Origin of the sequence: Desulfovibrio oxyclinae DSM 11498 (assembly GCF_000375485.1) — a bacterium.
Lineage (GTDB): Bacteria > Desulfobacterota > Desulfovibrionia > Desulfovibrionales > Desulfovibrionaceae > Pseudodesulfovibrio > Pseudodesulfovibrio oxyclinae.
Map to the genome: position 1 here is coordinate 103,201 of NZ_AQXE01000006.1, position 26,236 is coordinate 129,436.

General features: G+C 59.7%; 24 protein-coding genes. 12 read left to right on the forward strand and 12 right to left on the reverse strand.

Translation table 11 applies throughout. The features are described 5' to 3' along the window. Window positions 1–536: 536 nt before the first annotated feature. From rlmN to B149_RS0107920, 4 genes are all read right to left on the reverse strand, one after another. The gene (rlmN, locus tag B149_RS0107905) at window positions 537–1,571 is read right to left on the reverse strand and encodes a dual-specificity RNA methyltransferase RlmN (protein WP_018124647.1); all 1,035 of its coding nucleotides are present in this window, start codon (window positions 1,569–1,571) and stop codon (window positions 537–539) included. A gap of 63 nt (window positions 1,572–1,634) precedes the next feature. Next, window positions 1,635–1,808, reverse strand: coding sequence for a hypothetical protein (locus B149_RS18695; RefSeq protein WP_018124648.1), 174 nt, complete (start codon window positions 1,806–1,808; stop codon window positions 1,635–1,637). A 2-nt stretch (window positions 1,809–1,810) separates the two neighbouring features. Beyond that, a complete protein-coding gene (locus tag B149_RS0107915) occupies window positions 1,811–2,575 on the reverse strand; it encodes a purine nucleoside phosphorylase YfiH/LACC1 family protein (protein WP_018124649.1) in 765 nt (254 codons plus the stop codon). Beyond that, entirely contained in the window at window positions 2,563–3,135 is a 573-nt protein-coding gene (locus B149_RS0107920; protein WP_018124650.1) for a 5-formyltetrahydrofolate cyclo-ligase, read from the reverse strand. The genes B149_RS0107915 and B149_RS0107920 overlap by 13 nt, the downstream gene beginning before the upstream one ends. 208 nt (window positions 3,136–3,343) lie before the next feature. Between B149_RS0107920 and B149_RS0107925 the strand changes: the two genes are divergently transcribed. The 4 genes from B149_RS0107925 to B149_RS0107940 are packed head-to-tail and all read left to right on the forward strand — an operon-like array spanning window position 3,344 to window position 5,988. Continuing rightward, window positions 3,344–4,000 (forward strand): metallophosphoesterase family protein, encoded by a 657-nt coding sequence (locus B149_RS0107925; protein WP_018124651.1) that lies wholly within the window; start codon window positions 3,344–3,346, stop codon window positions 3,998–4,000. Next, a complete protein-coding gene (locus B149_RS0107930; RefSeq protein ID WP_018124652.1) occupies window positions 4,000–4,476 on the forward strand; it encodes a 23S rRNA (pseudouridine(1915)-N(3))-methyltransferase RlmH in 477 nt (158 codons plus the stop codon). The genes B149_RS0107925 and B149_RS0107930 overlap by 1 nt, the downstream gene beginning before the upstream one ends. A gap of 13 nt (window positions 4,477–4,489) precedes the next feature. Next, complete coding sequence (locus B149_RS0107935) at window positions 4,490–4,708, forward strand: hypothetical protein (protein WP_018124653.1); 219 nt, start codon at window positions 4,490–4,492, stop codon at window positions 4,706–4,708. Window positions 4,709–4,710: 2 nt separating this feature from the next. Then, complete coding sequence (locus tag B149_RS0107940; protein WP_018124654.1) at window positions 4,711–5,988, forward strand: iron-containing alcohol dehydrogenase; 1,278 nt, start codon at window positions 4,711–4,713, stop codon at window positions 5,986–5,988. A 69-nt stretch (window positions 5,989–6,057) separates the two neighbouring features. On the opposite strand, the gene B149_RS16760 is transcribed toward B149_RS0107940, so the two are convergent. Continuing rightward, a complete protein-coding gene (locus tag B149_RS16760) occupies window positions 6,058–7,809 on the reverse strand; it encodes a PAS domain S-box protein (RefSeq protein ID WP_018124655.1) in 1,752 nt (583 codons plus the stop codon). Window positions 7,810–7,994: 185 nt separating this feature from the next. Continuing rightward, entirely contained in the window at window positions 7,995–8,489 is a 495-nt protein-coding gene (locus B149_RS18700; RefSeq protein ID WP_018124656.1) for a hypothetical protein, read from the reverse strand. A 295-nt stretch (window positions 8,490–8,784) separates the two neighbouring features. Here B149_RS18700 and B149_RS0107960 point away from each other — a divergent pair, with 295 nt between their 5' ends. After that, entirely contained in the window at window positions 8,785–10,158 is a 1,374-nt protein-coding gene (locus tag B149_RS0107960) for a sodium-dependent transporter (protein WP_018124658.1), read from the forward strand. An 83-nt stretch (window positions 10,159–10,241) separates the two neighbouring features. Here the strand turns inward: B149_RS0107960 and rffA are convergent, their stop codons facing one another. After that, a complete protein-coding gene (rffA, locus tag B149_RS0107965) occupies window positions 10,242–11,372 on the reverse strand; it encodes a dTDP-4-amino-4,6-dideoxygalactose transaminase (RefSeq protein ID WP_018124659.1) in 1,131 nt (376 codons plus the stop codon). 484 nt (window positions 11,373–11,856) lie between these two features. Here rffA and B149_RS0107970 point away from each other — a divergent pair, with 484 nt between their 5' ends. The 3 genes from B149_RS0107970 to B149_RS0107980 are packed head-to-tail and all read left to right on the forward strand — an operon-like array spanning window position 11,857 to window position 16,953. Then, complete coding sequence (locus tag B149_RS0107970; RefSeq protein WP_026167519.1) at window positions 11,857–12,987, forward strand: class II glutamine amidotransferase domain-containing protein; 1,131 nt, start codon at window positions 11,857–11,859, stop codon at window positions 12,985–12,987. Next, window positions 12,951–14,585: a glutamate synthase-related protein gene (locus B149_RS0107975; RefSeq protein WP_018124661.1), complete on the forward strand. Its 1,635-nt coding sequence runs from the start codon at window positions 12,951–12,953 to the stop codon at window positions 14,583–14,585. The genes B149_RS0107970 and B149_RS0107975 overlap by 37 nt, the downstream gene beginning before the upstream one ends. 40 nt (window positions 14,586–14,625) lie before the next feature. After that, window positions 14,626–16,953 (forward strand): FAD-dependent oxidoreductase, encoded by a 2,328-nt coding sequence (locus tag B149_RS0107980; RefSeq protein ID WP_018124662.1) that lies wholly within the window; start codon window positions 14,626–14,628, stop codon window positions 16,951–16,953. Window positions 16,954–17,577: 624 nt separating this feature from the next. On the opposite strand, the gene B149_RS0107985 is transcribed toward B149_RS0107980, so the two are convergent. From B149_RS0107985 to B149_RS0108005, 5 genes are all read right to left on the reverse strand, one after another. Continuing rightward, window positions 17,578–17,979 (reverse strand): hypothetical protein, encoded by a 402-nt coding sequence (locus B149_RS0107985; RefSeq protein WP_018124663.1) that lies wholly within the window; start codon window positions 17,977–17,979, stop codon window positions 17,578–17,580. Between the two features lie 183 nt (window positions 17,980–18,162). Continuing rightward, window positions 18,163–18,843, reverse strand: coding sequence for an ABC transporter ATP-binding protein (locus B149_RS0107990; protein ID WP_018124664.1), 681 nt, complete (start codon window positions 18,841–18,843; stop codon window positions 18,163–18,165). Continuing rightward, complete coding sequence (locus B149_RS0107995; protein WP_018124665.1) at window positions 18,844–19,932, reverse strand: efflux RND transporter periplasmic adaptor subunit; 1,089 nt, start codon at window positions 19,930–19,932, stop codon at window positions 18,844–18,846. It abuts the gene before it with no gap. Next, window positions 19,929–20,405, reverse strand: a complete 477-nt coding sequence (locus B149_RS0108000; RefSeq protein WP_018124666.1) for a YkgJ family cysteine cluster protein — start codon at window positions 20,403–20,405, stop codon at window positions 19,929–19,931. The genes B149_RS0107995 and B149_RS0108000 overlap by 4 nt, the downstream gene beginning before the upstream one ends. A 10-nt stretch (window positions 20,406–20,415) precedes the next feature. Then, complete coding sequence (locus B149_RS0108005; protein ID WP_018124667.1) at window positions 20,416–21,783, reverse strand: phosphomannomutase/phosphoglucomutase; 1,368 nt, start codon at window positions 21,781–21,783, stop codon at window positions 20,416–20,418. A gap of 77 nt (window positions 21,784–21,860) precedes the next feature. On the opposite strand from B149_RS0108005, the gene hflK reads away from it, so the two are divergent. The 4 genes from hflK (at window position 21,861) to B149_RS0108025 (ending at window position 26,229) form a co-directional block, all read left to right on the forward strand. After that, window positions 21,861–22,946 carry an FtsH protease activity modulator HflK gene (gene hflK, locus B149_RS0108010; RefSeq protein ID WP_018124668.1) on the forward strand — a complete coding sequence of 362 codons (1,086 nt, stop codon included), beginning with the start codon at window positions 21,861–21,863 and terminating at the stop codon, window positions 22,944–22,946. A gap of 15 nt (window positions 22,947–22,961) precedes the next feature. Then, the gene (gene hflC / locus B149_RS0108015; protein WP_018124669.1) at window positions 22,962–23,813 is read left to right on the forward strand and encodes a protease modulator HflC; all 852 of its coding nucleotides are present in this window, start codon (window positions 22,962–22,964) and stop codon (window positions 23,811–23,813) included. 303 nt (window positions 23,814–24,116) lie between these two features. Next, window positions 24,117–24,839 carry a LexA family transcriptional regulator gene (locus B149_RS0108020; RefSeq protein ID WP_018124670.1) on the forward strand — a complete coding sequence of 241 codons (723 nt, stop codon included), beginning with the start codon at window positions 24,117–24,119 and terminating at the stop codon, window positions 24,837–24,839. Between the two features lie 115 nt (window positions 24,840–24,954). Then, window positions 24,955–26,229, forward strand: a complete 1,275-nt coding sequence (locus B149_RS0108025; protein WP_018124671.1) for a diguanylate cyclase — start codon at window positions 24,955–24,957, stop codon at window positions 26,227–26,229. The last annotated feature ends 7 nt before the right edge of the window (window positions 26,230–26,236 follow it).

Below are 26,236 nucleotides of genomic sequence, written 5' to 3' on the forward strand. Positions count from 1 at the left end.
TCAGGCGGACCAAAGGGGCGGGCCCCCTTTGGAATCCATGCGTTGTCAGCGGGGTTGCCGCTGACGGGTTCATGCGGTCGCACTACTCGCGTCCAAGCTGCAACCCCGCTGACGAGAATTATATGGTTCTGTGCGTTTTGGCTGACGAACTCTGTTAGCAGAGTTCAACTAAACAAGACTCTCTCAGCTCACACATTTCCCCCTCGGAACTCCCATAAAACCATCCACTCCCGCCAACCAAGTACCGCAGCAATGCCGATCGAGGCATAGAGGCTCTTTTGACCGGTCACGCAGGTCCGGGTGGTATTTGTGTTCACAAACGTTTCCCACGGAGCAGTGACCGCGTCATAGAGCCTCTCGCCGAGAGCGGCGGCGCCCCCCCCCCAACAGCGCAGTTTTTGCCTTCTTTTTTCTGCGCAAGCAAAAAAGCCAGCCGACAGGCCGCAACCTACAACTGGTGCTCACAGGAGAGTCAACGCTCGGGCCGCAAGGCCCGACGACGCCTCCCTCGCCCATCGCACTTGCTGTTCGGAAATCTACTTTGCCTGATCGGCCTTGAGCTGTCCGCATGCGGCGGCAATGTCGGCACCCATACTGCGGCGAATAAAGGCGGTCATCCCTTTCTGCTTCAGGATGTTCTGGAAGGCTTCGGCATCCTCGCGCGACGGCGCGTGATACGGCATGTCTTCGGTGGCGTTGTAGCTGATGAGGTTTACCTTGCAGCGCAGGCCGGAGAGAAGTGTGGCCAATTCGCGTGCGTGCTCGGGACGGTCGTTGACGCCGCCGAGCAGCAGGTATTCGATGGTGATGCGCTCACGGGGGCGCATGGGGTAGGCTCGCAGTGCTGCTACGAGGTCGTCGATATGGAATCGGGCGGCTTTGGGCATGATTTGTTCCCGCAGGGCCTGATTCGGGGCGTGCAGAGAGATGGCCGGCAGGGCCATCTCGGAATCGCCAAGGGTGCGCAGTTGATCCGGAAAGCCCACGGTGGAAACCATGGAGCGGCGCCATGAGATGTTCAGCCCCTTGGTGTCGGGCAGGGTCCCGAGCACCCGCAGCAGGGTATCCAGATTCAATAAAGGCTCGCCCATGCCCATGAACACGAGATTCTTGAGCGGCGGCAGATCATTGTCTTCCAGATGCTTTCTGGCGGCCAGCACCTGACCGAGAATCTCGCCATGGGTGAGGTTGCGCTCGAATCCCATGAGGCCGGTGTTGCAGAAGGTGCAGCCCATGGCGCACCCAGCCTGTGTGGAAAGGCACTGGGAGTAACGGTCATGCATGGGGATGATGACGGACTCGATGCGCTTGCCGTCCTGCATCCTGAAAAGGAACTTGGTGGTGCCGTCTTCCGAGACCTGCGTTTTTTCGATTTCCGGCCAGCGGACCTCGCATTTCTCCTTCAGGGCTTCGCGCAGGGGCTTGGCGATGTTGGTCATGGCGTCGAAGTCGGCCACGCCTTTCTGCCACATCCATTGCCAGAGCTGCTCGGCGCGAAAGCGCGGCAGCCCGAGCTCCTGCGTGCAGAAGGTTTCGAGTTCGGTACGGGTCAGGTCCAGAAGATTGATCATGTTTACCTCGCCCGGGCAATGTAGGGCCGTGGGCGGTTGTGTCAAGTACGCGATGCGGGCGGATCAGCGGACGATGGTGTGGATGAGCGTGAAGAGCATCACGGCCACGAGCACGGCCAGCAGCAGATTCGTTATGTTCTGCCTGCGTCTGGCGCGCTTTTCCTTGCTGCGGGTGAACTGGCCCGTGATGAACAGGATCAGCAGCAGGATGACGATGACTTTGGTCAGCATGCCCATGGTCAGGCTTCCTGCATCCAGATGATTCCCGCCTGACGACCGGTGCGTCGTTCCGGGACGGGAGCGTTGCGGTAGGAGTAGAAGCTATCGGTCATGGTTTTGGTGCACAGGTCGATGCCGCTGATGTTTTCGTCGCGCAATCCGGCAGCCAGAAGTTGATAGCGGGTCAGGGCCCAGAGGTCCACGCAGTTGGTGGCCGGATCGCGGAACTGTTTGAATTTCGCTCCGAACTCTTCTTCGAAGTTGGTGAATTCGGCATGCAGCGGGCCGAGGCTGGGGCCTCGCACGGCGAGGAAATCTTCGGGGCGAAGCCGGTAACGTTCGCAGATTTTTTTGACAGCGGAGACGGGGAACCCGGCCACGTTGCCGCGCCAGCCCACATGCAAGGCGGCGATAAAGTTGCCGGAGCGATGGGCCAGCATCACCGGCTGGCAGTCGGCGGTCTTGATCATCAGCGCCTGCCGCTTGCGTGTGGTGGCCATGCCGTCGCCCTTGAGCACGGGCTGATCGGTGGCCTTGGACGGCGCAGGCTCGAAATGCACCTCGGTGCCGTGAACCTGAAGGCATTCACCCCAACTGCGGAAGCCGAACTGTTCCTGAAGGGACTCGCGGTTCTCGGCGACGGCACGCGGGTCGTCGCCAACTTCGTAGGAAAGGTTTGCCGCATCAAAAGGTTCGCACGAGATGCCGCCGAGCCGGGTGGTGAAGGCGCAGCCCACGCCCGGCAGAAGATCGAACCGGTGAGTGAAGGTGGCTATCTGGACCATATCTGTTCCTCTTCCGCGATCATCTTGACCGGCACGTCCCATTGCTCCGTGTGAATCTCGTCGACCAGCTGGAATCCGTAGCACACGCCGATGGTGACGCAGTCAACCATTCCCGAGCTGGCGAGCAAACGGTCGTAGTAACCGCCGCCGTGTCCGAGACGGTTGCCTACCCTGTCAAAGGCCACGCCGGGCACGAGGGCGAGATCGGGCGTGAAGTCCGCCACGATGGGGCAGGCCTTGTCCGGCTCCATGATCTCATACATGCCGGGGACGAGGTCCTCGCCGCAGGTGACGCAGGCAAGGTCCATGCATCCGGGCTGCTCCGGACGGCATCGGGGCAGGAGCACCCGGTCGCCGCGCTGCCAGAGTTCGGCCACCAGCGGACGAATGTCCACTTCGTTTCGCGCGGGCCAGTAGACCAGCACTTCGCGGGCATTTTTCCATTCTGACAGGCTGCGGATGTTTGCCGCCACAGCGAGGCTGCGGGACGCGGCGTCCTCCGGCTTGAGGGCCTTGCGCTCGGCCAGCATGGCGGCTCGAAGATCGTGCTTTGCTTGCATCTGCGAATCCTTAGCATGGGCAGGCGGCACAATCCAGCCCGGACCGGAGCGTTCCGCACCACCGATATCAGTGGCGCAATGGGCGCACCCATGCCGAAATAAACCGCTCGCCGCCGGTAGAGGGCCGAACTGTTTTCTGGTATATTTCCGAACTGTCCGGCGGAAATGTCGGGCTGACGGAATCATGCAGCAACCACAAGGAGAGAGCATGTACTGGATCGCATTCGGCGACGTGCATGAGAGCACGGCGGCCATGGCGGACATCCCCGGCATACGCGAAGCCGCCGGGGTCATCGTCACCGGCGACCTGACCAACTGCGGCGGCAAAACGCAGGCTGGGCGGGTGCTGGAGGCCATCCGCGCGCTCAACCCGGTCATCCACGCCCAACCGGGCAACATGGATACGCAGGAAGTTACGCGCTTTCTGGAGGAATCCGGCGTGATGCTGCACCGTCAGGTGCGCGAGCTCGCCCCGGATCTGTGCCTGATAGGCGTCGGCTATTCCACGCCCACGCCCTTCAACACGCCCGGCGAGGTCCCCGAAACGGACATCGCCGCGTGGCTCGACGAGCTGGACGAAGCCAGCGCCGGTTACAGCCACCGCATTCTCGCCATTCACGAACCGCCGGGCGAGAGCAAGCTGGACGTGGTCGGCGGCGGGCAGCACGTGGGTAGCGCCGCGGTGCGAAGCTTCATCGACAAGGCGCGGCTCGACCTGGTGATCACCGGGCATATCCATGAAGCCAAGGGACGCGACGACATCGGCGGCACGCCGGTCTTCAACCCGGGCATGGTGGCCGGTGGCGGATTCGTGCGCATCGAATTTGCCGACGGAAAGGTCGCGGCCACGCTGGAGAGCGTCTAGTGGCGGCTGGTCGCATCAATTTCATATGGGTGGGCAAGCTCAAGAAAAAGTTCTACGCCGACGGCTGCGCTCACTACCATAAAAAACTTTCGCGCTTTTATAAACTGGACGAGCGCGTGGTGCGTGACGGACCGGGGAAGCTTCCCGCGCCGGAACGCAATGCCAAAGAAGGCGAAGGGATTCTCGCCAAAGCTGGCAAGAACGACCTGCTGGTGGTGCTCGACGAACATGGCGAGCAGACCATGTCGCGCGGGTTTGCCAAGCTGCTGACCCGCTGGACCGACATGCCCGGCGTGGAGCCAACCTTCGTCATCGGCGGTCCCTTCGGGCTTTCGGATGAGGTGAAGGCAGCGGCAAGACACACCATGCGTCTTTCGGACATGACCCTGCCGCACGAGCTGGCCCGGCTCATGCTCATGGAACAGCTCTACCGGGCCGCCTGCATCCAGAAAGGCATCCCCTACCATCACGACTAGCGAGGAATTTCCAATGATAGACATGGATTATCTGAACCGTCTTCAGGAATACCTGACCAACGGAGACTGTGAGTTCGAGTTCGACAATTGCGACGAGGAAAAGCGTTACGAAATCCTCGACGGGTTGGAGAAGCTCATGGACGTGGCGGAACACGCCGACGAACTGGCGACAAAACTGATTTTCAAAGGCGGTCTCGGCGCATTGGCCGGGGTCGGAAGCGAAAAGGAGTAATAATGGACTCCAGAGAGAAAGCCAAACAACTGCTGACCGAATTCAAGGGCGACACTTACAGCTACGGCCTCGGCGTGTACGAGGAACTGGCGCGCCATACTGCGGAGCTGGGCAAGCGGGCCCTGTTCGTTGGACGCCTCGCCAGCCCGTGGTTCGCTCCGCTTCGCGAGCGCGCCCTCAAGGCACTGGCCGATGCGGGTGTTGAAGTGGTGGGCGAATGCCGCGGCGCATACCCCAACGCGCCGCTTGAAGATGTCTACCGCATGCACTCGCACATCATGCACAAGAAGCCCGACGTCATCGTGACCGTGGACGGCGGTTCCGGTATCGACGCCGTGAAGTCCGCCGTGGTTCTCGCGGCTCTCGGCGACGTGGAGCCGGAGATCGACCCGTTCTTCGGCATGGGCAAGGTGGCCGAGGCGCTTGAAAAGCACGGCCGCACACTGCTGCCCACGGTGTCCGTGATGCTCGCCGCAAGCTCCGCCGCACATCTGACCAAGTATTCCAACGTCACCGACAACATCAACGGCCAGAAATATCTGGTCATCGACGAAGCGGTGACGCCCACGCGTGCGGTGTTCGACTACGAAGTGACCTCCACGCAGCCCGCAAGCCTGACGCAGGACGGCGCCTTCGACGGCATCGGCCACTGCGTGGAAGTGTATTTCGGCGCGGGGCCGGAGACAGAGGAAAAGTGCGCTGAGATCTGCGAAGCCGGCGTGGACCTCGTCATTCGCGGCCTGCTCGCGCTGACCGATAATCCCGACGACAAGGAAGCACGCATGGACCTCGGCCTCGGCACCGACCTCGGCGGTCAGGCCATCATGGTCGGCGGCACCAGCGGCCCGCACCTCAACAGCTTTTCCCTCGTGGACGTGGTCTCTCACGGCCGGGCCTGCGCCCTGATGGAGCCGTACTACACCGTGTTCTTCGCTCCGGCCATCGAGCACAAGGTGCGCCGCGTGGGTGAAATCTACCGCAAGCACGGCCTCATCACCGAAGATCTTGCTGCCCTGAGTGGTCGCGAACTGGGCGAAGCCGTTGCCAGAGGCATGCGCGAACTGAGCCTTCGGGTGGGCTTTCCTGAAAAGCTCAGCGACCTGCCTAACATGACCCGTGAGCACATCACGCGTTGCCTCGAAGCCGCCAAGAATCCGGCGCTCGAATCCAAGCTCAAGAACATGCCCGTGCCCCTGAACGCCGACCTCGTCGACGAGTACATGGGACCGGTGCTCGAAGCCGGTTACACCGGCGACTTCTCCGTCATCAAGAACATGTAAAATAGTGCCGCGGGCCTCCCTCAGGGACGCCCGCGGCATTTCATCGCAAAGCCGGAACAACCGACGCTGCTACTCTGCCGCCATTACCCGATTTCTGCCTTCGTGCTTGGCCTGATACATGGCTTCGTCCGCCTTCTTGATCAAATTTTCAAGTGCGAGGACACTTCTACTGCTGGCGAGACCTATACTTGCCGTATGATGGATGCTCCCACCACTCCATGGCGTCGGACTCTCCTCCACAAGCTTTCGTAACCGTTCGCCTGCTTCCCGCCCTTGCGAAGCATCCGTCTGCGGCATGAGCACGATGAATTCCTCTCCGCCGTATCTGCCAAGAATGTCCGCATCGCGCATGGCCTCGCTCATGAGCTGGGAAAAGTGTCTGAGCACGGCATCTCCGGCATCGTGCCCGTAAGTGTCATTGACCCGCTTGAAATGGTCGAGATCGATCATGAGAACCGTCAGCGGGCTCCCGTAACGGGCGGCACGGGTGACTTCCCGTTCGGCTAGTTCGAAAAAATGCTTACGGTTGTTGAGGCCGGTCAAGCCGTCCGTGCGCGCCAGTTCAAGCAGTTGCTGACGGCTTTGAACGCGCTTGGTGATATCGCGCAGGGTTCCCACGGCGTACCAGCGGCCCCGAAGCCGAAACGACGAAACCGTGCGCTCCACGGGGAAGGTGTGGCCATGTTTGTGCCGGGCCGTGAACTCCATGATGCTGCCGATGACAGGTCCCTTGCCGGTCTTGGCAAAGATCTTCATCCCCTTGTGGGCTTGCCGCGCGTCCTCGGACAGGGCTATCAGGTCGTGCAAATTCTGCCCCAGCGCCTCATTGGAAGCCCAGCCGAATATCCGTTCAGCGGCCTGACTCCAGAAGGAGATCAATCCCTGATCATCCACCATGATCAAGGCGTCGTGCGAGGCTTCACTCATGGCTTTCATGGTGGTCTCGCTTTCGACCATGGCCTCTTCGGCCATTTTCTGGGAAGTAATATCGAGATAAATACCCACCGCTCGGGTCGGATTGCCTTCAGCGTCGTGTTCGAAAACCTTGCCCACGTCCAGAACCCACGTGGGGTCGCCATCCTTGCGAATAATCCTGTGCTCGGCCTTGAACCCGGGAGTTCTGCCTTTCAGATGTGCATCCAGAATGTCATAGACCGCATCACTGTCTTCAGGATGAATAACGGATTCCCATGAAGAAATGTGATTGATCAGCTCGTTTGGCTGATACCCGGTGATTTCGTACCAGTTGTCGCTGAAGAACGTCTCGCCAGTGACGATATTCCAGTCCCAAAGTCCGAGCTCCGCACCGTTGATGGCAAGGTCCAGCCGTTTCTTGCTTTCCTCCAGTTCCTGCTGCGATTCCAGCAAATCCGAAATGTCGGCGATCATGCCGATAAATTTGTCCGCCTTGCCGTCGCGGTCTCTCACGCACTTGACGTCGATTCTGGCGAAAAGCACCGATCCGTCCTTGCGCAGATACCGCTTGTCCATCTGGTACCCATCGCGCTCACCGGCAAGAACCGACTCGAAGAGCCGGACATCCTCTTCAAGGTCCTCCGGGTGCGTCAAGTCAGCCCATGTTTTGGTGACCATCTCATCGTGCGTGTAGCCGAGCATGTCGCAGAGCCGCTGGTTGACCATCAGCCACCCCTTTTCCAGCGATGTCAGAGTCATGCCCACAAGGCCGAGATCAAAAAACAGCCTCAGCGGTTCCTTGTCATATACGGTGTTCAACTGCGTACGCAGGGCCTCGTTTTGCTTTTCCAGCTCGCGGATTCGGGCCCGAGCCTGCTGCAACGTGGTGATGGAACTGTCTGACATGGCATTATTTGTAGCTATGGGGGCAGAATAGCGCAAGCGAATACAGCAAAGGGGTGAAAAGGAGCGATGCAAAGATAAAACCGGATTCAAATCTGTGGGCAAAAAAGCAGGTCGGCCGACAGGCCGAAACTTGTAGCTGGTGCGACAAAAGATGCCTTTCCTTGATGGACTCACCGGGGAATGATTTAGATGTAGACTTCGCGAATGCCGCGCTTCATGTCGGGAGATCGTCTCAGTCTGTTGTATTCCGTGGCTGCAGTATCGACGTAGCTGACGATGCTTTCGACGAGTTTTTTTCTGGGACATCTGCGCGGCCATGATTTGACGCTGCCCTTCCCTCGCGGAGTAAGCTCCATGCTCCAGGACAACCGGGTGCTGTCGCTGATGCTTTTGGCGGCCTGCTTGTCTATCTCTATGAACATCTCCTTGAAGGTTCCGGAATGGCGACCCATGGAGCGATTGAGTTTGCCGATCTCGCTGTTCGTGAGATTCAGGTCCTTGAGGGAGAGGCCCTTGATGTTGATATTGGAGCTCAGGGTGACTTCGGTCATGGGGGTATACCCATGTCGGTAGTAGCCGAGTCCCAGTCCGGCTGCGACGGCCACGGTGAAAAGGAGCACGATTATCATTGCCTTGCGAGTCAGATTCGCGGTCTGCTTGGTTCCGCTGCTCCGTGCCATGGTGCCTCGTGGATGTTCTGCAGCAGAGGACATCTGCCTTTTTGAGTTGCGGGGCATCTCGGATTAGTAAGAAACGTTACTCCTCATGCGTGATTGACGCAAATGCTTTTGTTGTTTCGATGCACTGCTGCTGAACAATCTTCAACAAAGACCGCACGCTGTGCTTTTCGGATTCCGAAATGAGCAAGCGTTCTTTTTCGCCATTCATTACATTCTTGCAAATGTTCTTCTTTTTTTCTATCAATCACGCGCGTTCACGGCGGCGAATCTTCCAATCAGAAAAAAGGATACAATCATGGCAGCTCCACATTGCGACCGGGAAGGGTTTGCAACAAAGTTGGGAGTCCTGACGGCGACGCTCGGTTCCGCGGTCGGTCTGGGCAATATCTGGAAATTTCCCTATATGACGGGCGAGCACGGCGGCGCGGCTTTCCTGCTTATCTACATTCTGGCGACCCTGCTCGTGGGGCTGCCGGTCATGATCTCGGAAATATTGCTGGGGCGTTATGCCCGCAGCAACGCCATCAGCACATGGCGCAAAGTTGCCCGCAGCAAGGCCTGGATGCTGGTCGGCGCTTCGGGCGTGGTGGCCGCGTTTGCGATCATGGCGTTCTACACGGACGTCGCGGGCTGGGTGTTCAACTATGTCATCAAAGCCTCGATGGGCGACCTGAACACCACCGATCCGGCCGTGGCCGAGGGCGTGTTCGGTGCCATGGTTTCCAACCCGTGGTCCTCGCTGGCGTTCCAGTGGGGCGTGCTGGCGCTTGTGAGCACCATCATCATCGGCGGCGTGACCAAGGGCATCGAGAAAACCACCAAGACGCTGATGCCCATCCTTTTCGTGATGCTGGTGGTGGTCTGCATCCGTTCCCTGACGTTGCCCAAGGCGGGCGAGGGGCTGGCGTTCCTGTTCTCTCCCGACTTTTCCAAGATCACCGGCGAAGCCGTCCTCATGGCGCTGGGGCTGGCCTTCTTCAAGCTTTCCATCGGCATGGGCACCATGATGACCTATGGCTCCTATTTCCGTCAGGACGCCAATGTGCCTCTGGTCGCCACGCGCGTCATGCTGGCCGACCTGACGGTCTCTCTGCTGGCGGGTATCGCCATTTTCCCGGCGGTGTTCAACTACGGATTCGAGGCCGCTGCCGGACCGGGCCTGCTGTTCATGACCATCCCGGCCGTGTTCAGCTCCATGCCCATGGGGCAGTTGTTCATGGTGGTGTTCTTCGTGCTGACAGCCATCGCCACCATCGGCGCCATGCTGTCGCTTTTCGAGGTTCCGGTTGCCTTCTTCACGGAAACGCTTAAGGACTGCTCACGCCGAAAGGCGACCATCCTCGTGGCCATCGGCCTCGGCCTGTGTGGGGTGCCGGCAACGCTTTCCTTCGGCCCCATGGCCGACGTGAAGATTTTCGGTCTGAACTTCTTCGACTTCTACGACCAGCTCTCTTCCAACATCCTCATGCCCGCAGGCGGTCTGATGATTTGCCTGTTCGCCGGGTGGCTGTTCGGACAGGAGAAGGTCAAGGAGTGCCTGTCCAACAACAACTCCCTGCACAACGGCGCAGTCATTTCGCTGTTCCTGCTCATCGTGCGCTACGTGTCGCCGCTGCTGGTGCTGTTGGTCATGCTCAACGGTCTCGGCCTGCTGGATCTCTTCGGCTAGGCGCCACCCTGCATCACAATATTGAAACGGCCGCTCCCGGTTTTCCGGGGGCGGCCGTTTTTTTGCGCTAGTCGTATGAAGGATCAGGCGAAGAAATCGCGGATGGCGGCTGCCACCTCGCGCACGTCGTCCTTTTCCATGTCGTAATACAGGGGCAGGCGCAGCAGCGTGTCGCTGACCTGATCGGTGACGTTCAGATCCCCAAAAGCTCTGCCGTAGCGTTGGCCTGCGGGCGAGGAATGCAGCGGCACGTAGTGAAAGACCGCCTTGATCTCACGTTCGGCCAGAAAGCGTATCAGCTCGGTTCGTTCTTCGAGGCTTTTGAGAATGATGAAGTAGAGGTGCCCGTTGCATTCGTGGCAGGCGTCGGCGTCGGGGGCCACTATGGCGCCGCGATCGGCGAGGTCGGCCAGCTCTTCGCTGTATACCTGAAACAGCTCCCGACGTTTGGCATCGATGGCTTCGGCGTTCTCCAACTGGGCGTGCAGGAACGCGGCGGTCAGCTCACTGGGGAGATAGGACGAGCCGATGTCCACCCACGTGTACTTGTCCACCTGCCCTCGGAAGAACTGACTGCGGTTGGTCCCCTTCTCACGGATGATCTCGGCGCGGTCGAGGAAGCGGTCGTCGTTGATGATCAGCGCACCGCCTTCACCGGAAATGACATTTTTGGTCTCGTGAAAGCTCAGGCAGCCGAAGTGGCCGATGGTCCCGAGCGGGCGGTCGCCGTCAAAGGACATGAGCGACTGCGCCGCGTCTTCGATCACGATGAGGTCGTGCCGCTCGGCGATGTCCATGATCGCCTTCATGTTGCAGGCGCGGCCGCCATAGTGCACGGGCACGATGGCCTTGGTGCGCTCGGTCACGGCCTGCTCGATGAGGCTCTCGTCGATGTTCAGAGTGTCGGGGCGAATGTCCACGAACACCGGCGTGGCCCCGCGCAGCACAAAGGCGTTTGCGGTGGTCACGAAGGTGAAAGAGGGCATGATGACCTCGTCGCCCGGGCCGACGTCCGCGAGGATGGCGGCCATTTCGAGGGCACCGGTGCAGGAGTGGGTGAGCAGCACCGATTTGCAGCCCAGCATTTTGCCGAGCAGTTCATGGCATTGCTTGGTGTACGGACCGTCACCGGCCAGATGGCCGTTCTGCACCACGGCGCAGGCGATGTTGTACAATTCCTTGCCGACGATGAACGGCTTATTGAATGGTATCATTGTACCTTCTTGCTGTTTTTTTGGACGGTCTCGGCCCGCAGGCCGCAGGATCGGGCCGGGCTGGAGGCGTCGCGGGTTCCTGCCGCTTATAATTGTCACGGCCTCGTGAAGTCAACCACGGTGGTCTCACAAGGAAATGACTTGTGCGCGGCCGCAAGATATTCTTGACGCAGGGCAGGATTGCGAGTGTTTTTTATCTTGTTGCTAGCGCCCCAATCGGGTGGTTGTGTGGTGTTTATTGCTTCGGCGCCAAAAATGTCCGCGAAACGTCTCTTTGATGGGCTGAAAAGATGCCCTGAATGGTGTTTTTGAACAAAAATGTTTATTTCTACCCCATAACGCAGGGGTCAAAACACCCATGAATCCCCTTTTGAAACAAAAATATGTCAATTCGACGCTTTTTCCTTTGACTTTCAGGCCAAATTGCAAATATGGAAACCTTTCCGACTCTGAAAAATGAACTCAAACCATGGAGAGAGTGATCATGTGCCGCTTATTTGCACTCACCAGCCGTGATCCGATATCGCCCATGCTCGCCGTCGACGCTCTGAACGTCATGAAGGAGGGCCACGACGGCTCCGGCGTGGGGCTGTATCTCAACGGGCTGGGCGGCCCGTTCGAGGGGCTCGGCGACTGTCCGATCCTTTCAGGCATCTTCACCGACGAAGGGCTGCGGCGTGCCGACGAATATGTTTCCGCCAAGGGGTTCAAGGCCAAGCACAGCGTGCTGTTCACCCCCGAAAGCGAACCGCCCCCGGGAACGCCGAAACGTGGCACATACGCCTCCATCGCCTTCCAGCCCCCGGCGGATTGGAAGGATCTGCCAGAAGAAGAGCAGGGCAGGCAGCTGGTGCAGATGCGCCTGGACCTGCGCGCCGAGGGTGAAAAGACCGGCGACATGATGGCGTTTTCCTTCTGGCCGGACACCATTATGATAAAGGAAGTGGGTGATCCACTTGCCATTGGCGAATATCTCCAGCTCGGCCGCGAAGAGATTCACGCACGCCACATTCTGGCGCAGGGCAGGCAGAACACCAACTACGCCATCAACCTGTACGCATGCCATCCGTTTTTCATAGAGGGCGTGGGCACCATGACCAACGGCGAGAACACGGCCTTCATCCCCATCCGGGAATACCTGCAATCCCGCGGCATCACCGGCTATGAGGGGTATCAGTCCGACTCCGAAGTCTTCACCCACATCGCCCACTACACCGTGAAGCGACTCGGCTTGGACATCCGTGCCTACAAGCACATCATCACTCCCCTCAGCAACGGGGAGATGGAGAAGCACCCGGACGCCGCATTCCTGAAAGAACTCAAGCGCAGCTGCCGCAAGCTGATCATTGACGGTCCAAACTGCGTGATCGGCTGTCTGCCGGACGGCTCCATGTTCATGACCCAGGATCGCAAGAAACTGCGCCCCGGCGTGGTCGGCGGCAAAGACGGCATCTATGGTTTCTCCTCGGAAATATGCGGCCTCGACGCCGCCATTCCCGACCGCGACAGGACCAAGGACTTTCAACCCATGCATCTTGATACGGCGATCGTCGGCCCCGATTGCCGGGAGGTTGTCACATGCTCTCAGAACGACCCGTTACCCCCTCGACGTTAGGCGTCAAGGATCTCCCCTGGCAGATCCAGTGGGACAAGGAAACCTGCCAGCAATGCGGCCGCTGCACCTCCGTGTGCCCGGTCAGCGCCATCGAACTCGGCGTATTCCGCAAGCGCGAGATCAAGACCCCGGCAGGGCTGCGCACCAAGGCGCACAATGAATACTCCATTTACTACGGCATTCGTCAGCGCACCGACCCGGCATATGCGTGCATCGGCTGCTCCATGTGCAACATGGTCTGCCCCAACAACGCCATCCGGCCCGAACGCCAGTTTCATTCCAACACCCTGCAGTTTCACAACAACAGGGGCGGACAGCCGCGCACCCGCGGTGGCCGCAGGAATGCCGACGAAAGCCTGCTGAACCAGATCAAGTTCATCCGCATCTCCATGCTCACCGACCCGGCGCTCGATGCCGGCCGTCACGAGTTCGAGCTGCGCACCCTGCTCGGCCGCGTGCAGTCGCCCGAGCAGTCCCTGAAGACGTTTGACGAGCACGGCTGGAAACCGCCGGTTCGCGAAATCTACCCGCTGGTGATCGGCGCCATGTCCTTTGGCGCGCTTTCCCCCAACATGTGGGAAGGGCTTCAGATGGGTGTGGCCTACCTCAACGAGGAGCTGGGCATGCCCGTGCGCATGTGCACCGGCGAGGGCGGCTGCCCGCCGCGCCTTTTGCGCTCGCGCTTTCTCAAGTATGTCATTCTCCAGATCGCCTCGGGCTACTTCGGATGGGACGAGATCATCCACGCCATCCCGCACATGAAAGAAGACCCCTGCGCCATCGAGATCAAATATGGACAGGGGGCCAAGCCCGGCGACGGCGGCCTGCTCATGTGGTACAAGGTCAACAAGCTCATCGCGGCCATCCGCGGCGTGCCCGAAGGTGTGAGCCTGCCCAGCCCGCCCACGCACCAGACCAAGTATTCCATCGAGGAAGCCGTGGCCAAGATGATCCAGTCTATGTCCATGGCCTGGGGATTCCGCGTACCCGTCTATCCCAAGATCTCGGCCTCCTCCACCTCGTTGGCGGTGCTGAACAACCTCGTACGCAACCCGTACGCCGCGGGCCTTGCCATCGACGGCGAAGACGGCGGCACCGGCGCGGCCTACAACGTGTCCATGAACCACATGGGGCACCCCATCGCCAGTAGCGTGCGCGACTGTTACAACGCGCTCTGCAAGACCGGCACCCAGAACGAGATTCCGCTCGTGGCCGGGGGCGGCATAGGCAAGACCGGCAACCTCGCCGCCAACGCCGCCGCCATGATAATGCTCGGCTCCAGCGTGGTGCAGTGCGGCAAGTACGTCATGCAGGCCGCCGCGGGCTGCGTCGGCTCCGAGGCCGACCGCTGCAACGTCTGCAACATCGGCGTGTGCCCCAAGGGCATCACCTCGCAGGATCCGCGTATCTATCGTCGCCTCGACCCCGAAAAGGTCGCCGAACGCGTGGTGGACTTCTACCTGAGCTTCGACACGGAACTGAAGAAGATCATCGCTCCGCTCGGACGCTCCACGTCCCTGCCCATCGGCATGTCGGACGCGCTCGGCATCAGCGACAAGGACGCCGCCGAACGCCTCGGCATCAAGTACGTGGTCTAGGCCCCGAGACAGCGAATCCTCAGGATACCGGAGAACAACAATGGCAACGAAAAGCATCAGAATAGAGGGCCGCGACAACGACACAAGGGTCGAATCGCGCATCCTTGAAGAGCGCATCCAGCAGGCCGTGACCGACGGTGCGCGCGAGCTGACCGTCGAAGCCTTCGGACAGCACGGCATCGGCGGCCGCCTCTGGGTCTCCGACAAGGAGCCCGTCAATATCACCGTCAACGGCGCCCCCGGCCAGCGACTCGGCTCCATGGGCTTCGGCGGCACTTCCATCGAAGTCATGGGCCCCGTCTCCGACGACGTGGGCTGGCTCAATGCCGGAGCCGAGATCGTCGTGCACGGCCACGCCTCCAACGGCGCATGTAACGCCATGGCGCAGGGCAAGGTGTTCATCGAAGGCAACATCGGCGCGCGCGGCATGACCATGACCAAGACCAACCCGCGCTTCGATCCGCCCGAAATGTGGGTCCTCGGGGGCTCCGGCGACTACTTCGCCGAGTTCATGGCCGGCGGCACCGCCGTCATCTGCGGCCATGAAGCCCAGAACCCCGAGAACGTCCTCGGTTACCGTCCCTGCGTGGGCATGGTCGGCGGGCGCATCTTCGTGCGCGGCCCGCACGACGGCTTCTCCAATGCCGACGCCCGTCTCGAACCCATCAGCGACGAGACCTGGGCCTGGCTCACCAAGAATCTCGAAAACTTCCTGAATAAAATCGGCCGTGCCGAACTGCTTGACGAACTCACCCGCCGTGAAGACTGGCAGCTCATCGTCGCCAAGACCCCGTACGAGAAGAAAGGCACGGCGCGGCGCTCCATGAGCGCATTCCGCGCCGATGTGTGGGAAGATGAGCTCGGAAAGGGCGGCCTCATCGGCGACCTGACCGACATCGACCGCAGCCCCATCCCCCTTGTGGTCAATGGGGAGCTGCGTCGCTTCGTGCCGGTCTGGGAGAACGCCAAATATGCGGCTCCCTGCCAGTCCAGCTGCCCCACCGGCATGCCCGTGCAGGAACGCTGGCGCCTCGTGCGCGACGGTCTTGTGGACGAAGCCGTGGACCTCGCGCTGGCCTATACGCCGTTCCCTGCAACGGTTTGCGGCTATCTCTGTCCCAACCTGTGCATGGAAGGCTGTACCCGCCAGACCAAGAACATGCCCGCCGTGGACATCCAGAAGATCGGCCGCGAGGGCGTCAACAGCAAGGTGCCCGAGCTTCCGCCGCTTTCCGGCAAGAAGGTCGCGGTCATCGGCGGCGGCCCCGGCGGCCTCTCCGTGGCGTGGCAGATTCGCATGAAGGGGCATGAAGCCGTGGTCTTCGACATGGCCGAGACCCTCGGCGGCAAGATATCCTCCGCGATTCCCAATAGCCGCGTGCCCAAGGAAGTGGTGGACGCCGAGCTCGGACGGGTCAGCAAGGTCCTGCCCCATGTCCATTTGCAGAAAAAGCTCGACAGCGACGATTTCACTGCCCTGCGCGACGAGTACGATTTCGTGGTGCTCGCCGTGGGAGCCCAGAAGCCGCGCATCATCCCGGTGCCCGGACACGAACGCATCGTCCCGGCTCTGACCTTCCTTCAGGAAGCCAAGAAGAAAGCCATCAAGCCCGGCAAGAAGGTCGTCATCATCGGCGCGGGCAACGTTGGCTGCGACGTCGCCACCGAAGCGGCAGGCCTCGGAGCTGAGGACATTACCCTCATCGACATTCAGGAACCCGCCTCCTTCGGCAAGGAACGCAAGGAAGCGGAAGAAGTCGGAGCCAAGTTCAAGTGGCCCTGCTTCACCAAGGAAGTCACCGAGGAAGGCGTCCTGCTCCAGTCCGGCAAGTTGCTGCCCGCCGATACGGTCATCATGTCCATCGGCGACCAGCCCGACGTGGAGTTCCTGCCCGAGAACATCGCTCTTGAGCGCGGACACGTGGTGGTCAATGACAACTACCAGACCACCGACTCCAAGGTCTTCGCCATCGGTGACATCGTCCGCCCGGGCCTGCTCACGCACGCCATCGGTCACGGACGCCGCACCGCCGAGGTCATCGACGAGATGTTCCAGGGCAAGCGTCCCCAGACCGATACCCGCGAGATGATCGACTATTCGCGCATGACCCTCGAATACTTCGACCCGCGACTCACTGAGTTCTCGAATCTGCAACAGTGCGCCGATGAGTGCTCCTCCTGCGGAACCTGCCGCGACTGCGGACTCTGCGAGACCGTCTGCCCGCAGGCCGCCATCTCCCGCAAGACGCTGGAAGGCGGCGGCTTCGAGATGGTTTCCGATCCGGAAAAATGCATTGGTTGCAGCTTTTGCGCCAGCGCCTGCCCCTGCGGCATCTGGAACATGGTCGAGAACACGCCTATCGGCTGATACGTAGCGTTATAGAATACAAAAGGGCGCGGATAGAATCCGCGCCCTTTTTTTGACCTCCGGCGGGTGCTTTAAGTGGAAGTCCGCCTTTGTACACCAGCTACAGGTTTCGGCCTTTCGACCGACCTGCTTTTTTGCTGGCGTAGAAAAGAGAAGGCAAAAACTGCGCTTGTGGGAGTGCGCCGCCGCTCTCGGCGAGAGACTCTATGACGCGGTCACTGCTCCAGGCGAATCATCTGTGCCTACAATCCCCCCTCGCACCTGCGTGACCGATCAAAAGAACCTCCGTGCGCCAGTCGGCACTGCTGCGGTACTTGGCTGTCGGGAGTGGATGAATGGCTGGGAGTTACCAAGGGCAATGTTTGAACTGAGAAAGTTGCTTAGCTGAACACTGTTAACGGAGTTCGTCAACCAAGACGCACAGAATATAAATGCCCGTCAGCGGGGTTGCAGCTTGGACGCGCATTGTGCGGCCGCATGAACCCGGCAGCTGCAACCCCGCTGACAACCCAGGGATTCCAAAGGGGGCCCGCCCCTTTGGTCTGCCTGAAAGGGTCCGCCGGAGGCATAAGAAAAGCCCCGTCCTTGGACGGGGCTTTTCCGTGCGAGGTTGATGGCGCCGCCTTATGCGAGGCCGAGGTCGCCTGCCATTTTCGAGTAGAGCATGGTGACGTAGCTCTCGTATCCGGGCAGCTTGGCGGTGATTTTTCCGAAGCTTCCTTCGACGTGAACGAGATAGGCATTGTGTCCGTCTTCGGTGACGATTTCGGTTTTGGTAGTCATGGTTTCATCGGGGACGGTTTCCCTGAAAAAGAGGAGTCTGGGTCTGGTGATGGTTTTGTCGGCCGGATTGATTTCAAGGTACTGGTTGGTGGCGTAACGCAGGTACAGTGCTATCGGCAAAAGGATTCCTACCCACAGCAGCCATGGCGACGAATGGAGAAACCATGTTACGGCAAGCAGCGATGCGGTACACGCCAGAATAGCTCCTCCGGCCCACGATACGCTCTGTTCGATCCGGTACATCAGCACCCTCCTCCTCTTTTAAAAGATCCATGACAGAGAAAACTTCCCCCATAAAACGCTTTTGCCCTGCAGTTAGCACGTCCATCTATCCGACACAAGACAGAGGGATAAATAAAGTCGATAGCTGCGTGGCTTGATGGGGCGTGCCACAGATTGAGAGACAAGGGGCAACGGCCAGGCGTGTCAGTCCATGCGTCCGTCGGTGAGATGAATGATTCGCTGTGCGGTTTTGGCGACTTCTTCGTCGTGGGTGACGAGGACGATGGTCTTGCCGCTTTCGTGCACGTCGTGAAAGAGGTTCATGATTTCGGCGCTGGTTCCGGAGTCGAGCTGCCCGGTGGGTTCGTCGGCGAGGATAACATCGGGTTCGTTGAGCAGGGCTCGGGCCATGGCGACGCGCTGTTGCTGACCGCCCGAGAGCCGATTGGGGCGAAAGCTCATGCGATCGGCGAGTCCAACGCGTTCCAGCAGGTATTCGGCCCGTTCGTGCAACTCGGTTTGCGGCCTGCCGGAGTAGAGTCCCGGCAGGGTCACGTTTTCCAGCGCAGTTGCATAGGGTATCAGGTAGAAGCTCTGAAATATGAAGCCGAGGGTACGATTGCGCAGATCGGACTGCTCGTCGTCATCCAGCCCCGAGGTGTCGCGACCCATAAGCTCATAGGTGCCGGAGGTTGGGCGGTCCAGCAAGCCGATGATGTGCAGCAGCGTGGACTTGCCGGAGCCGGAGGTTCCCTGAAGGGCGGCAAACTCGCCCCGGCCGATGTCTATGGAAATGTCCTTGAGCACCTCGATGCCGGGGCCTGCGCTGTCACCGCCCTGCGAGAAGGTGCGCACTATGTTGCGAAGACTGATGGCGGGCTGCATCTACATGCCCTCTTCGTCTTCCGGGCTCTTCGGCAGCACGAGCTGCGTGGCCACTTCATCTCCTTCTTCGAGGCCGGAGAGCACTTCGCTGCGTTCCAGTCCCTGAAGGCCGAGGTCTGGCTGCATTTCCTCCGGTTGCTCCTGTCCGGGAATCACGCGGAAAACGCGCTGCTTGCCGCCGACCCATTTGAGGGCCGTATTCGGGATGGTAAGCACGTTCTCGACGGTTTCGACGATGATGCGGCACTGGGTGGTCATTTCAGGCCGAAGCAGGCGTGCCTCCTGCGGTTCCACCTTCACCAGCGCGCGATAGTAGACGATGTTATCGCGAATTTCCGGCTCGGGGTAGACGCGGTCGATACTGCCAATGAAGACCCTGTCGGGATAGGCGTCCACGGAGAATTCCACCGGCAGGTCCTTGACTACGCGTCCCACGTCGGTTTCGTCCACGTAGATCCACATCTCCAGCTTTTCCGGGGCAAGAACGGTCACGAGGTTGGACACGTTGAGGCCGGAGACGATGGTCTCCCCTTCCTGCGCGGCAACCTGACTCACGACGCCGTCTATGGGGCTCTTGATGCGGGTGTAGGACTGCTGAATACGCAGGGTTTCAAGCTTGGCCTGCGCCGCTTCCATTTCGTACTTGGAAACCTTCATGTCCTGCAGGGCCTGATCGAGCGTGTCCTGTGGTTCGAGGTTCTTTTTCACGAGCCGTTCGCGACGCGGAAGGTTCTTGCGGGCGTAGTCATACCTGGCTCTGGCGAGCTTGTAGCGGGCTTGTGCCTCCCGCAACTGGGATTCCAGTTCGCGGTCGTCCACCACTGCCAGCAGTTCATCCTTTTCAACCTCGTCGCCAACCTTGACGCGCACTTCCACGAGTTCGCCGGTGGAGCGGGCTCCCACTTTGACCATGGCGCCTACCTGCGCCTTGATGATGCCGGTTGCTTCGAGCGTCTTGCGCACGTCGCCCCGGGTGACGGTATCGGTGCTGATGATCTTGATCCGGTCCCCGCCGGAGGAGGTGGCCCAGTAGATGCCGCCGCCGACGGCCAGCAGCAGCGCAATCCCAGCGATGAGGTATTTCTTCATGAGTCGGTTCCGTTCTCGTCCTGTTTGTCCAGTTCCCGCCGCAGCACGTTGTCGAAGATTCGCTTCCTGCCCAGAAGGCTGTCCCATGCGTCGCGGAATGTCCACTCCACGTAGCGGTAGCCGCAGTCATCCAGCAGGATGCCGCCGCGATAGTATAACAGCTTTGCAGGATAGGTCTTGCACAAATCCGGCCTCGTGTCATGCACGGAGCACAGATTGTCCTCGCCAAGCAGATCGCAGGTGAACGTGAGCATCCCGTCGTCCGTGCGACCGGTAATGCGAAAGCGCTCGTAATGCGATTCCTCGCGCTTGAGCCGTTCAAAATCGCGCTCGCGATGCAGCCAGCGGCCGTGATCCATAAGTACGATCTTTCGGCAGCAGCGGCCGCAGGCGCAACATGAGCCCTCCACGTGCACCCCGCGGCGGAGTATGGCGGCACGCAGCTTTCTGTAGAAGCCGCACCAGGACAGCATGTACACGGCGTCAGTCGCTCAGCTCATCCACCCACTGGCGAATGGGTTTTTCCATGGTCTCGCGGATCGCTGCAAGACGCTGGGCGCTTTCGGCTTCAAACCGCATCACCAACGCGCCCTGCGTGTTGGAGGCCCGAACAAGCCCCCATCCGTCGCCGAACTCCACACGCGCGCCGTCCATGTCGATCACCTCGTGGTCCTTGCGGAAAAATTCCTGCGCCCGGCGCACCACCTCGAATTTGGCGGACTCGGGACAGTCCACACGGATTTCAGGGGTATTGTGCGTCTCGGGCCAGTCAGCCAGCATCCCGGAAAGCGGCTTTTGCGTCCGGCTCATGATGGAAGCCAGCAGCAAGGCACCGTAGGTGGCGTCGTCGAATCCGTAATATCCCTTGGAAAAGAACATATGGCCGCTCATCTCGCCACCGAGCGCCGCGCCCAGTTCCTTCATGCGCGCCTTCACGATGGAATGGCCGGTGATGCACATGACGGATTTGCCACCGTGGGCCTCCACATCGCTGAAAAGCAAATGGCTACATTTCACGTCAGCCACAACGGTTTCTCCGGGCGACTGCGCAAGCAGGTCCCGGGCGTAAATGGCAAGAAGCTGGTCGCCGTAGAGCAGCTGGCCGGTCTCGTCCACCGCGCCGATGCGGTCGCCGTCGCCATCCAGCCCGACGCCGAAATCGGCGCCCTCCTCCACGACGCGGGCCTTCAGATCTTCCACGTATTGTTCGATCACCGGATCGGGATGATGATTCGGGAAATCGCCGTCAGGCTCGCAGTACAGGCGCACCACTTCGGCTCCGGCGGCCTCAAGGATGTCGGCAGTGAAGTCACCGCTGGTGCCATTGCCGCCGTCCACGACGATCTTGAGCGGCCGTTCCAGTGTCGCCCGCGAAAGAAGGTCCTCGCGATACGCGGGCAGGATGTCATGGCGGTTGATGATGCCGTCGCCCTGCGGGAAGTCCCCGTCCCGCATGGCGTGGTATATCTTCTGGACCTCTTCGGAGTGGATGGTGGTTTCCCCGGCCCACACTTTGAACCCGTTGTATTCCGGCGGGTTGTGGCTGGCGGTAATCATGACCCCGGCTTCGAGACCGAGGTGCTTTACCGCAAAATAGAAGACCGGCGTGGCCACTAGGTCAAGCTGGATGACGTCAACGCCCGTGGAGGCCAGCCCTTCGGAAAGCGCTCTCTGATAAGCGGGCGAGCTGTGGCGGCAATCATGCCCCACCACGGCACGGTTCAGGCCGCGCGACAGAAAATAGGCGCCGCAAGCCCTGCCGAGACGCTCCACCCATTCCTCGTCGAAGTCCTTGTCCACCACTCCCCGAATGTCGTATGCTCGAAATATCTCATTGGTTATTTTTTTCATTGATCGCTCTCCAGAAACGGCGGTTTTTTTCGGTATATCTTGACCCGGCGCGGCTTTGTGCCTAAACAGGGGCTATTATGAATTGGGACTGGGATAAACTGCAAAAGCAGCAACAGGGGCGCAGAGGCGGTGGTTCATCCACACCTCCCGGATTTGAAGATTTCAACCAGCAGTTCGAGAAGTTCAAGCGCATACGCTTTCCCGGTTGGAAGCTTGTGTTGCTTGCGGTGGTCATACTCTGGCTCATCTCGGGCGTATACATCGTCGAACCCGGCGAAGTGGGCGTGGTGAAACGTTTTGGTGAATACCAGACCATGACGTCGCCCGGACCGCATTACCATATTCCATACCCGGTGGAAAGCGCCGTCACGCTGAACGTGGAACGCGTCCGCCGCATGGAATTCGGTTTCCGTTCGATCAATCGCAGCCGTTCGGTACCCTTTCAGCAGGGCCAGACCAGAAAGGTCACGGACGAATCGCTGATGCTCACGGGCGATGAGAACATCGTCAGTGTGCAGTTCATCGTCCAATACCAAATCAAGAACGCAAGGAACTATCTGTTCAATGTGTTCGATCAGGAAGGCACGATCAAGAACGCGGCGCAGGCCGCCATGCGCGAAGTCATCGGCAAGAGCAACATCGACCGCGCCCTGACAACGGGCAAGCAGGAAATCCAGGTGGCCACGCGCCAGCTGATGCAGGAAATCCTCGACCTCTACAGCACCGGTATCCGCGTAGAAAACGTGCAGATGCAGAACGTGCATCCGCCGGACGCCGTCGTGGACGCGTTCAAGGACGTTGCCAGTGCCCGCGAGGACAAGAGCCGCTTCATCAACGAAGCCGAGGCCTACCGCAACGATATCCTGCCCAAGGCACGAGGTCAGGCAGCTCGCATCATCAACGCTGCGGAAGCATACCGCGAAGCCAAGGTCCGCCGGTCCGAAGGTGACGCATCCCGCTTCCTCTCCGTGCTTCGCGAATACCGCAAGGCAAAGGACGTTACCCGCACCCGTCTCTACCTTGAGACCATGGAAGAAGTGCTGGCCCAGCCCGACGCGGACAAGGTCATCCTTTCCAACGAGGCGCTGAAGCAGTCCCTGCCGTATCTGCCGCTTGAACGGGTGAAGCCCGGTGGCGGAAAAACAACGAACAAAACCCAGTAAGCGAGGCTCAGTTTCATGCAGAAGAAAGCCATCCTGTTACTGGCAGTCATATTCATCGGCGTAGCCGTCCTTACCCAGAGCCTGTTCACGGTGGACCAGACTCAGCGTGCCATCGTTCTCCAGCTCGGTAAGCCGGTCTCCGACGACTCGCTCGGCCCCGGACTGCACTTCAAGCTGCCGTTCGTGCAGAACGTCGTGTACGTGGATTCCCGGATTCTCGACTATGACGCCAAGCCCGAGGAATTCACCACCGAAGACAAGAAGTACATGGACATCAACTCCTACTCCAAGTGGAGGATTGTCAATCCGCTTCAGTTCTACCGCACCGTCCAGAACGTCCCGGCCGCACAGGCGCGCCTTGACGACATCATCCGCTCGCAGCTGCGCGTCGAACTCGGTCGCTACAAGCTCATCGAGATCGTCTCCCTCAAGCGTCCGGAGATCATGGAAAAGGTCACCGCCAAGAGTAAGGAACTGCTTGATCCCTACGGCATCGAGGTTGTGGACGTTCGCATCAAGCGCACGGACCTGCCCACCGAGAACCAGCGCGCCATCTACGGCCGCATGAAGGCGGAACGTGAGCGTCAGGCCAAGCAGTACCGCTCCGAAGGACGCGAGGCCGCAGACAAGATCAAGGCCAAGGCCGACAAGGAACGCACCATCCTGCTGGCGGAAGCGAAACGCACCGCCGAGGAAGTTCGCGGTCAGGGCGACGCCAAGGCAACCAAGATCTACGCCGACTCCATGGGCCAATCTCCGGAATTCTATGATTTCCAGAGAAGCCTTACAGCATACCGCAATTCCCTCAAGGGCGGATCCAAGTTCATCATGACTCCCGAATCACCCTTCCTCAAGTTCTTCCAATAGAAGGTCTTTTCATTCGAAAAGAATTCATTGGACATTTTGTTTCAAATGCCGATAACCCGGTGATTTTCACCGGGTTCGGCTTTAAATAGCAAAATTTCCTATTGACAAAAATTGATAATCCCCCCAAACCTTCTAGGGGAATCCCCCAGACAAAACACCGGGAAAAGCTCCCGGTTTAAGTCCCTGTCCCGAACTCGCTTCTTCATTTTACTACTTCACCTGAGGACAGAACTGGGGTTACATTTATAACCCTCGAATGTACCTGTTATGGTATATTCATGATCAAAACCGGAGAGACGTCATATGCCGAAGTTGAAGAAACGTTGTGACGAGGGGCAACAAAAATGGTTCGACGAGTCGCTTGAACGCATCAAGAAGGCCACCGGCGCCCGCACTCAGGTCCAGTTGGCGGAAGTGCTTGATGTTCGCCAGTCAAGCATTTCCGACGCCAAACGCCGCTGCTCCATCCCTGCCGAGTGGTTCTTAAAGCTGTATCGCAGCCACGGCCTTGCACCGGACTGGCTTTCGGACGGAGTCGAGCCGGTGTACCTGAACCCGAACAAGGCCAAGATATCCGCGGACGTTGTCCTGCGCGAATCCCCGGCCCCGTATGGTCGCAACAACGCACGTGCTCGCGTAGTACCCGTTTCCACTATGGCCGGACTCGACAAGTCCGCCTCCACCTGGGCTCCGCAGCCGCAGGAAGAGCTGGCCATCCCCGAAACATACTTCCGCCCCAAGCTGCAGGTCTGCAAAGTGGACAGTGCAAGCATGGAGCCGGTGATCCAGCGCGGCGCCTTCGTAGGCATCGACCGCGAGCAGACTCAGCATCCCGACGGCGACCTCTGCGCCGTGCACTTCCCGCATCAGGGGCTTTTGATCCGTCGCGTATTCCTTCAGGACGGACAGTTCGTGCTCAAGGCTGTCAACGAGCAGTACAGCGACCTGACCATTCCCGCTGACGAAATGGATGAACGCACTGTGGGACGCGTTGTCTGGGTTCTTCAGGACCTGGCCAGCGCCTAGGACCTTCGCCTACAACCGAAGTTTTCGACCGCCGCATCCGATTCACGGAAGCGGCGGTTTTCCTTTTTGCGCCAGGGTGCTAAGATTCATATCCGTGCATCCCGGAGATTCAGCCATGGACAGACACACTATCTTGCTTGTTGAAGACAGCCGTTTTTTCGGACAGATGGTTCGCGACAGGATTGAGGAAGAGCTCGACCTGAGCGTGGACTGGGCCACAAGCATGGCCGAGGCCATTTCGCTTATCGAAGCCCGAAGCGACGACTATCTCGCTGTTCTTCACGGCCTGTCGCTGCCCGATGCGGATGAAGGCGACATGGCCCGCTACGTGACGGAAAAAGGGCTCCCGGCCCTTGTCTTTACCGCCACCTTTTCAAACGAATCACGCCACCGCATTGCAGCACTTGGCGTAGCGGACTACGTTCTCAAGGAAAACCCCAAAGCCATCGATACGGTGCTCGACACCATTCGCCGCATCCGCAGCAATCCCGACACCCGCGTCCTCGTGGTGGATGATTCTCCGACCGCCCTCACCAAGATTCGCAAGCTGCTTCAGGCCCACCGTTACGAGGTTCTCACCGCTGCCGACGGCAAGGCCGCCCTGCGAATCATGGATGAAGTCCCTGACATCAAACTGGTGCTCACGGACTTCAACATGCCATCCATGGACGGATTCGAGCTGACCAGACGCATCCGGGAAAATTTCCCGAAAGACCGACTGGCGATCATCGGTCTTTCCTCTGAAAGGGATGAAATGCTCTCCGCACGTTTCATCAAACTCGGCGCTAACGATTTTCTCAAGAAACCTTTCATCGCTGAAGAATTCTATTGCCGCGTGCAGCACTCACTGGACATGCTTCAGCAGATCGAAACCATCCGCGAACTGTCCTACCGGGATCCCCTCACCAAGCTGGCGAACAGACGCTGCTTCTTTGAAAGCGCGCAAGCGTTCATTCACCGGGCGCAGCAGGCCGGAGAGCGTCTTTGTCTCGCCATGCTCGACATTGACCATTTCAAAAAGGTAAACGATACTTATGGGCACGATACCGGTGACGCGGTAATCTCCAACGTGGCCACCCTGCTGGATACCGCGTTCCCCGAAGGCGAAGCCCTGACGGCCCGTTTCGGCGGCGAGGAGTTTGCAGTGCTTTTGCGCCACGCCCCGGAGCGCGACCCCGTCCTGCTGTTTGACGGGTTCCGCCGCACCTTGGAGCAGTCGCCGGCACATGCTTCAGGCGGAAATATATCCGTGACCATCAGCACCGGACTTTGTCTGGACATTTCCGGCTCTTTGCATCAAACACTCAGTGCGGCCGATGAAAATCTCTACCGCGCCAAGGAACAGGGCCGGAACCGCGTGGTTTCCGGCGTCTGCGAACTGAAAGACTGACCGACAC

Excerpts from the sequence above, each read along its gene's own strand:
- B149_RS0107960 (WP_018124658.1), top strand. The coding sequence starts at position 8,785 with ATGGCAGCTCCACATTGCGACCGGGAAGGGTTTGCAACAAAGTTGGGA.
- B149_RS0107925 (WP_018124651.1), top strand. The coding sequence starts at position 3,344 with ATGTACTGGATCGCATTCGGCGACGTGCATGAGAGCACGGCGGCCATG.
- B149_RS18695 (WP_018124648.1), bottom strand. The coding sequence starts at position 1,808 with ATGGGCATGCTGACCAAAGTCATCGTCATCCTGCTGCTGATCCTGTTC.
- B149_RS0108020 (WP_018124670.1), top strand. The coding sequence starts at position 24,117 with ATGCCGAAGTTGAAGAAACGTTGTGACGAGGGGCAACAAAAATGGTTC.
- B149_RS0108025 (WP_018124671.1), top strand. The coding sequence starts at position 24,955 with ATGGACAGACACACTATCTTGCTTGTTGAAGACAGCCGTTTTTTCGGA.
- B149_RS0108005 (WP_018124667.1), bottom strand. The coding sequence starts at position 21,783 with ATGAAAAAAATAACCAATGAGATATTTCGAGCATACGACATTCGGGGA.
- B149_RS0107970 (WP_026167519.1), top strand. The coding sequence starts at position 11,857 with ATGTGCCGCTTATTTGCACTCACCAGCCGTGATCCGATATCGCCCATG.
- B149_RS0107935 (WP_018124653.1), top strand. The coding sequence starts at position 4,490 with ATGATAGACATGGATTATCTGAACCGTCTTCAGGAATACCTGACCAAC.
- B149_RS0108000 (WP_018124666.1), bottom strand. The coding sequence starts at position 20,405 with ATGCTGTCCTGGTGCGGCTTCTACAGAAAGCTGCGTGCCGCCATACTC.
- hflC (WP_018124669.1), top strand. The coding sequence starts at position 22,962 with ATGCAGAAGAAAGCCATCCTGTTACTGGCAGTCATATTCATCGGCGTA.
- hflK (WP_018124668.1), top strand. The coding sequence starts at position 21,861 with ATGAATTGGGACTGGGATAAACTGCAAAAGCAGCAACAGGGGCGCAGA.
- B149_RS0107980 (WP_018124662.1), top strand. The coding sequence starts at position 14,626 with ATGGCAACGAAAAGCATCAGAATAGAGGGCCGCGACAACGACACAAGG.
- rffA (WP_018124659.1), bottom strand. The coding sequence starts at position 11,372 with ATGATACCATTCAATAAGCCGTTCATCGTCGGCAAGGAATTGTACAAC.
- B149_RS0107915 (WP_018124649.1), bottom strand. The coding sequence starts at position 2,575 with ATGGTCCAGATAGCCACCTTCACTCACCGGTTCGATCTTCTGCCGGGC.
- B149_RS0107975 (WP_018124661.1), top strand. The coding sequence starts at position 12,951 with ATGCTCTCAGAACGACCCGTTACCCCCTCGACGTTAGGCGTCAAGGAT.
- rlmN (WP_018124647.1), bottom strand. The coding sequence starts at position 1,571 with ATGATCAATCTTCTGGACCTGACCCGTACCGAACTCGAAACCTTCTGC.
- B149_RS0107940 (WP_018124654.1), top strand. The coding sequence starts at position 4,711 with ATGGACTCCAGAGAGAAAGCCAAACAACTGCTGACCGAATTCAAGGGC.
- B149_RS0107995 (WP_018124665.1), bottom strand. The coding sequence starts at position 19,932 with ATGAAGAAATACCTCATCGCTGGGATTGCGCTGCTGCTGGCCGTCGGC.
- B149_RS18700 (WP_018124656.1), bottom strand. The coding sequence starts at position 8,489 with ATGGCACGGAGCAGCGGAACCAAGCAGACCGCGAATCTGACTCGCAAG.
- B149_RS0107920 (WP_018124650.1), bottom strand. The coding sequence starts at position 3,135 with ATGCAAGCAAAGCACGATCTTCGAGCCGCCATGCTGGCCGAGCGCAAG.
- B149_RS0107985 (WP_018124663.1), bottom strand. The coding sequence starts at position 17,979 with ATGTACCGGATCGAACAGAGCGTATCGTGGGCCGGAGGAGCTATTCTG.
- B149_RS0107990 (WP_018124664.1), bottom strand. The coding sequence starts at position 18,843 with ATGCAGCCCGCCATCAGTCTTCGCAACATAGTGCGCACCTTCTCGCAG.
- B149_RS16760 (WP_018124655.1), bottom strand. The coding sequence starts at position 7,809 with ATGTCAGACAGTTCCATCACCACGTTGCAGCAGGCTCGGGCCCGAATC.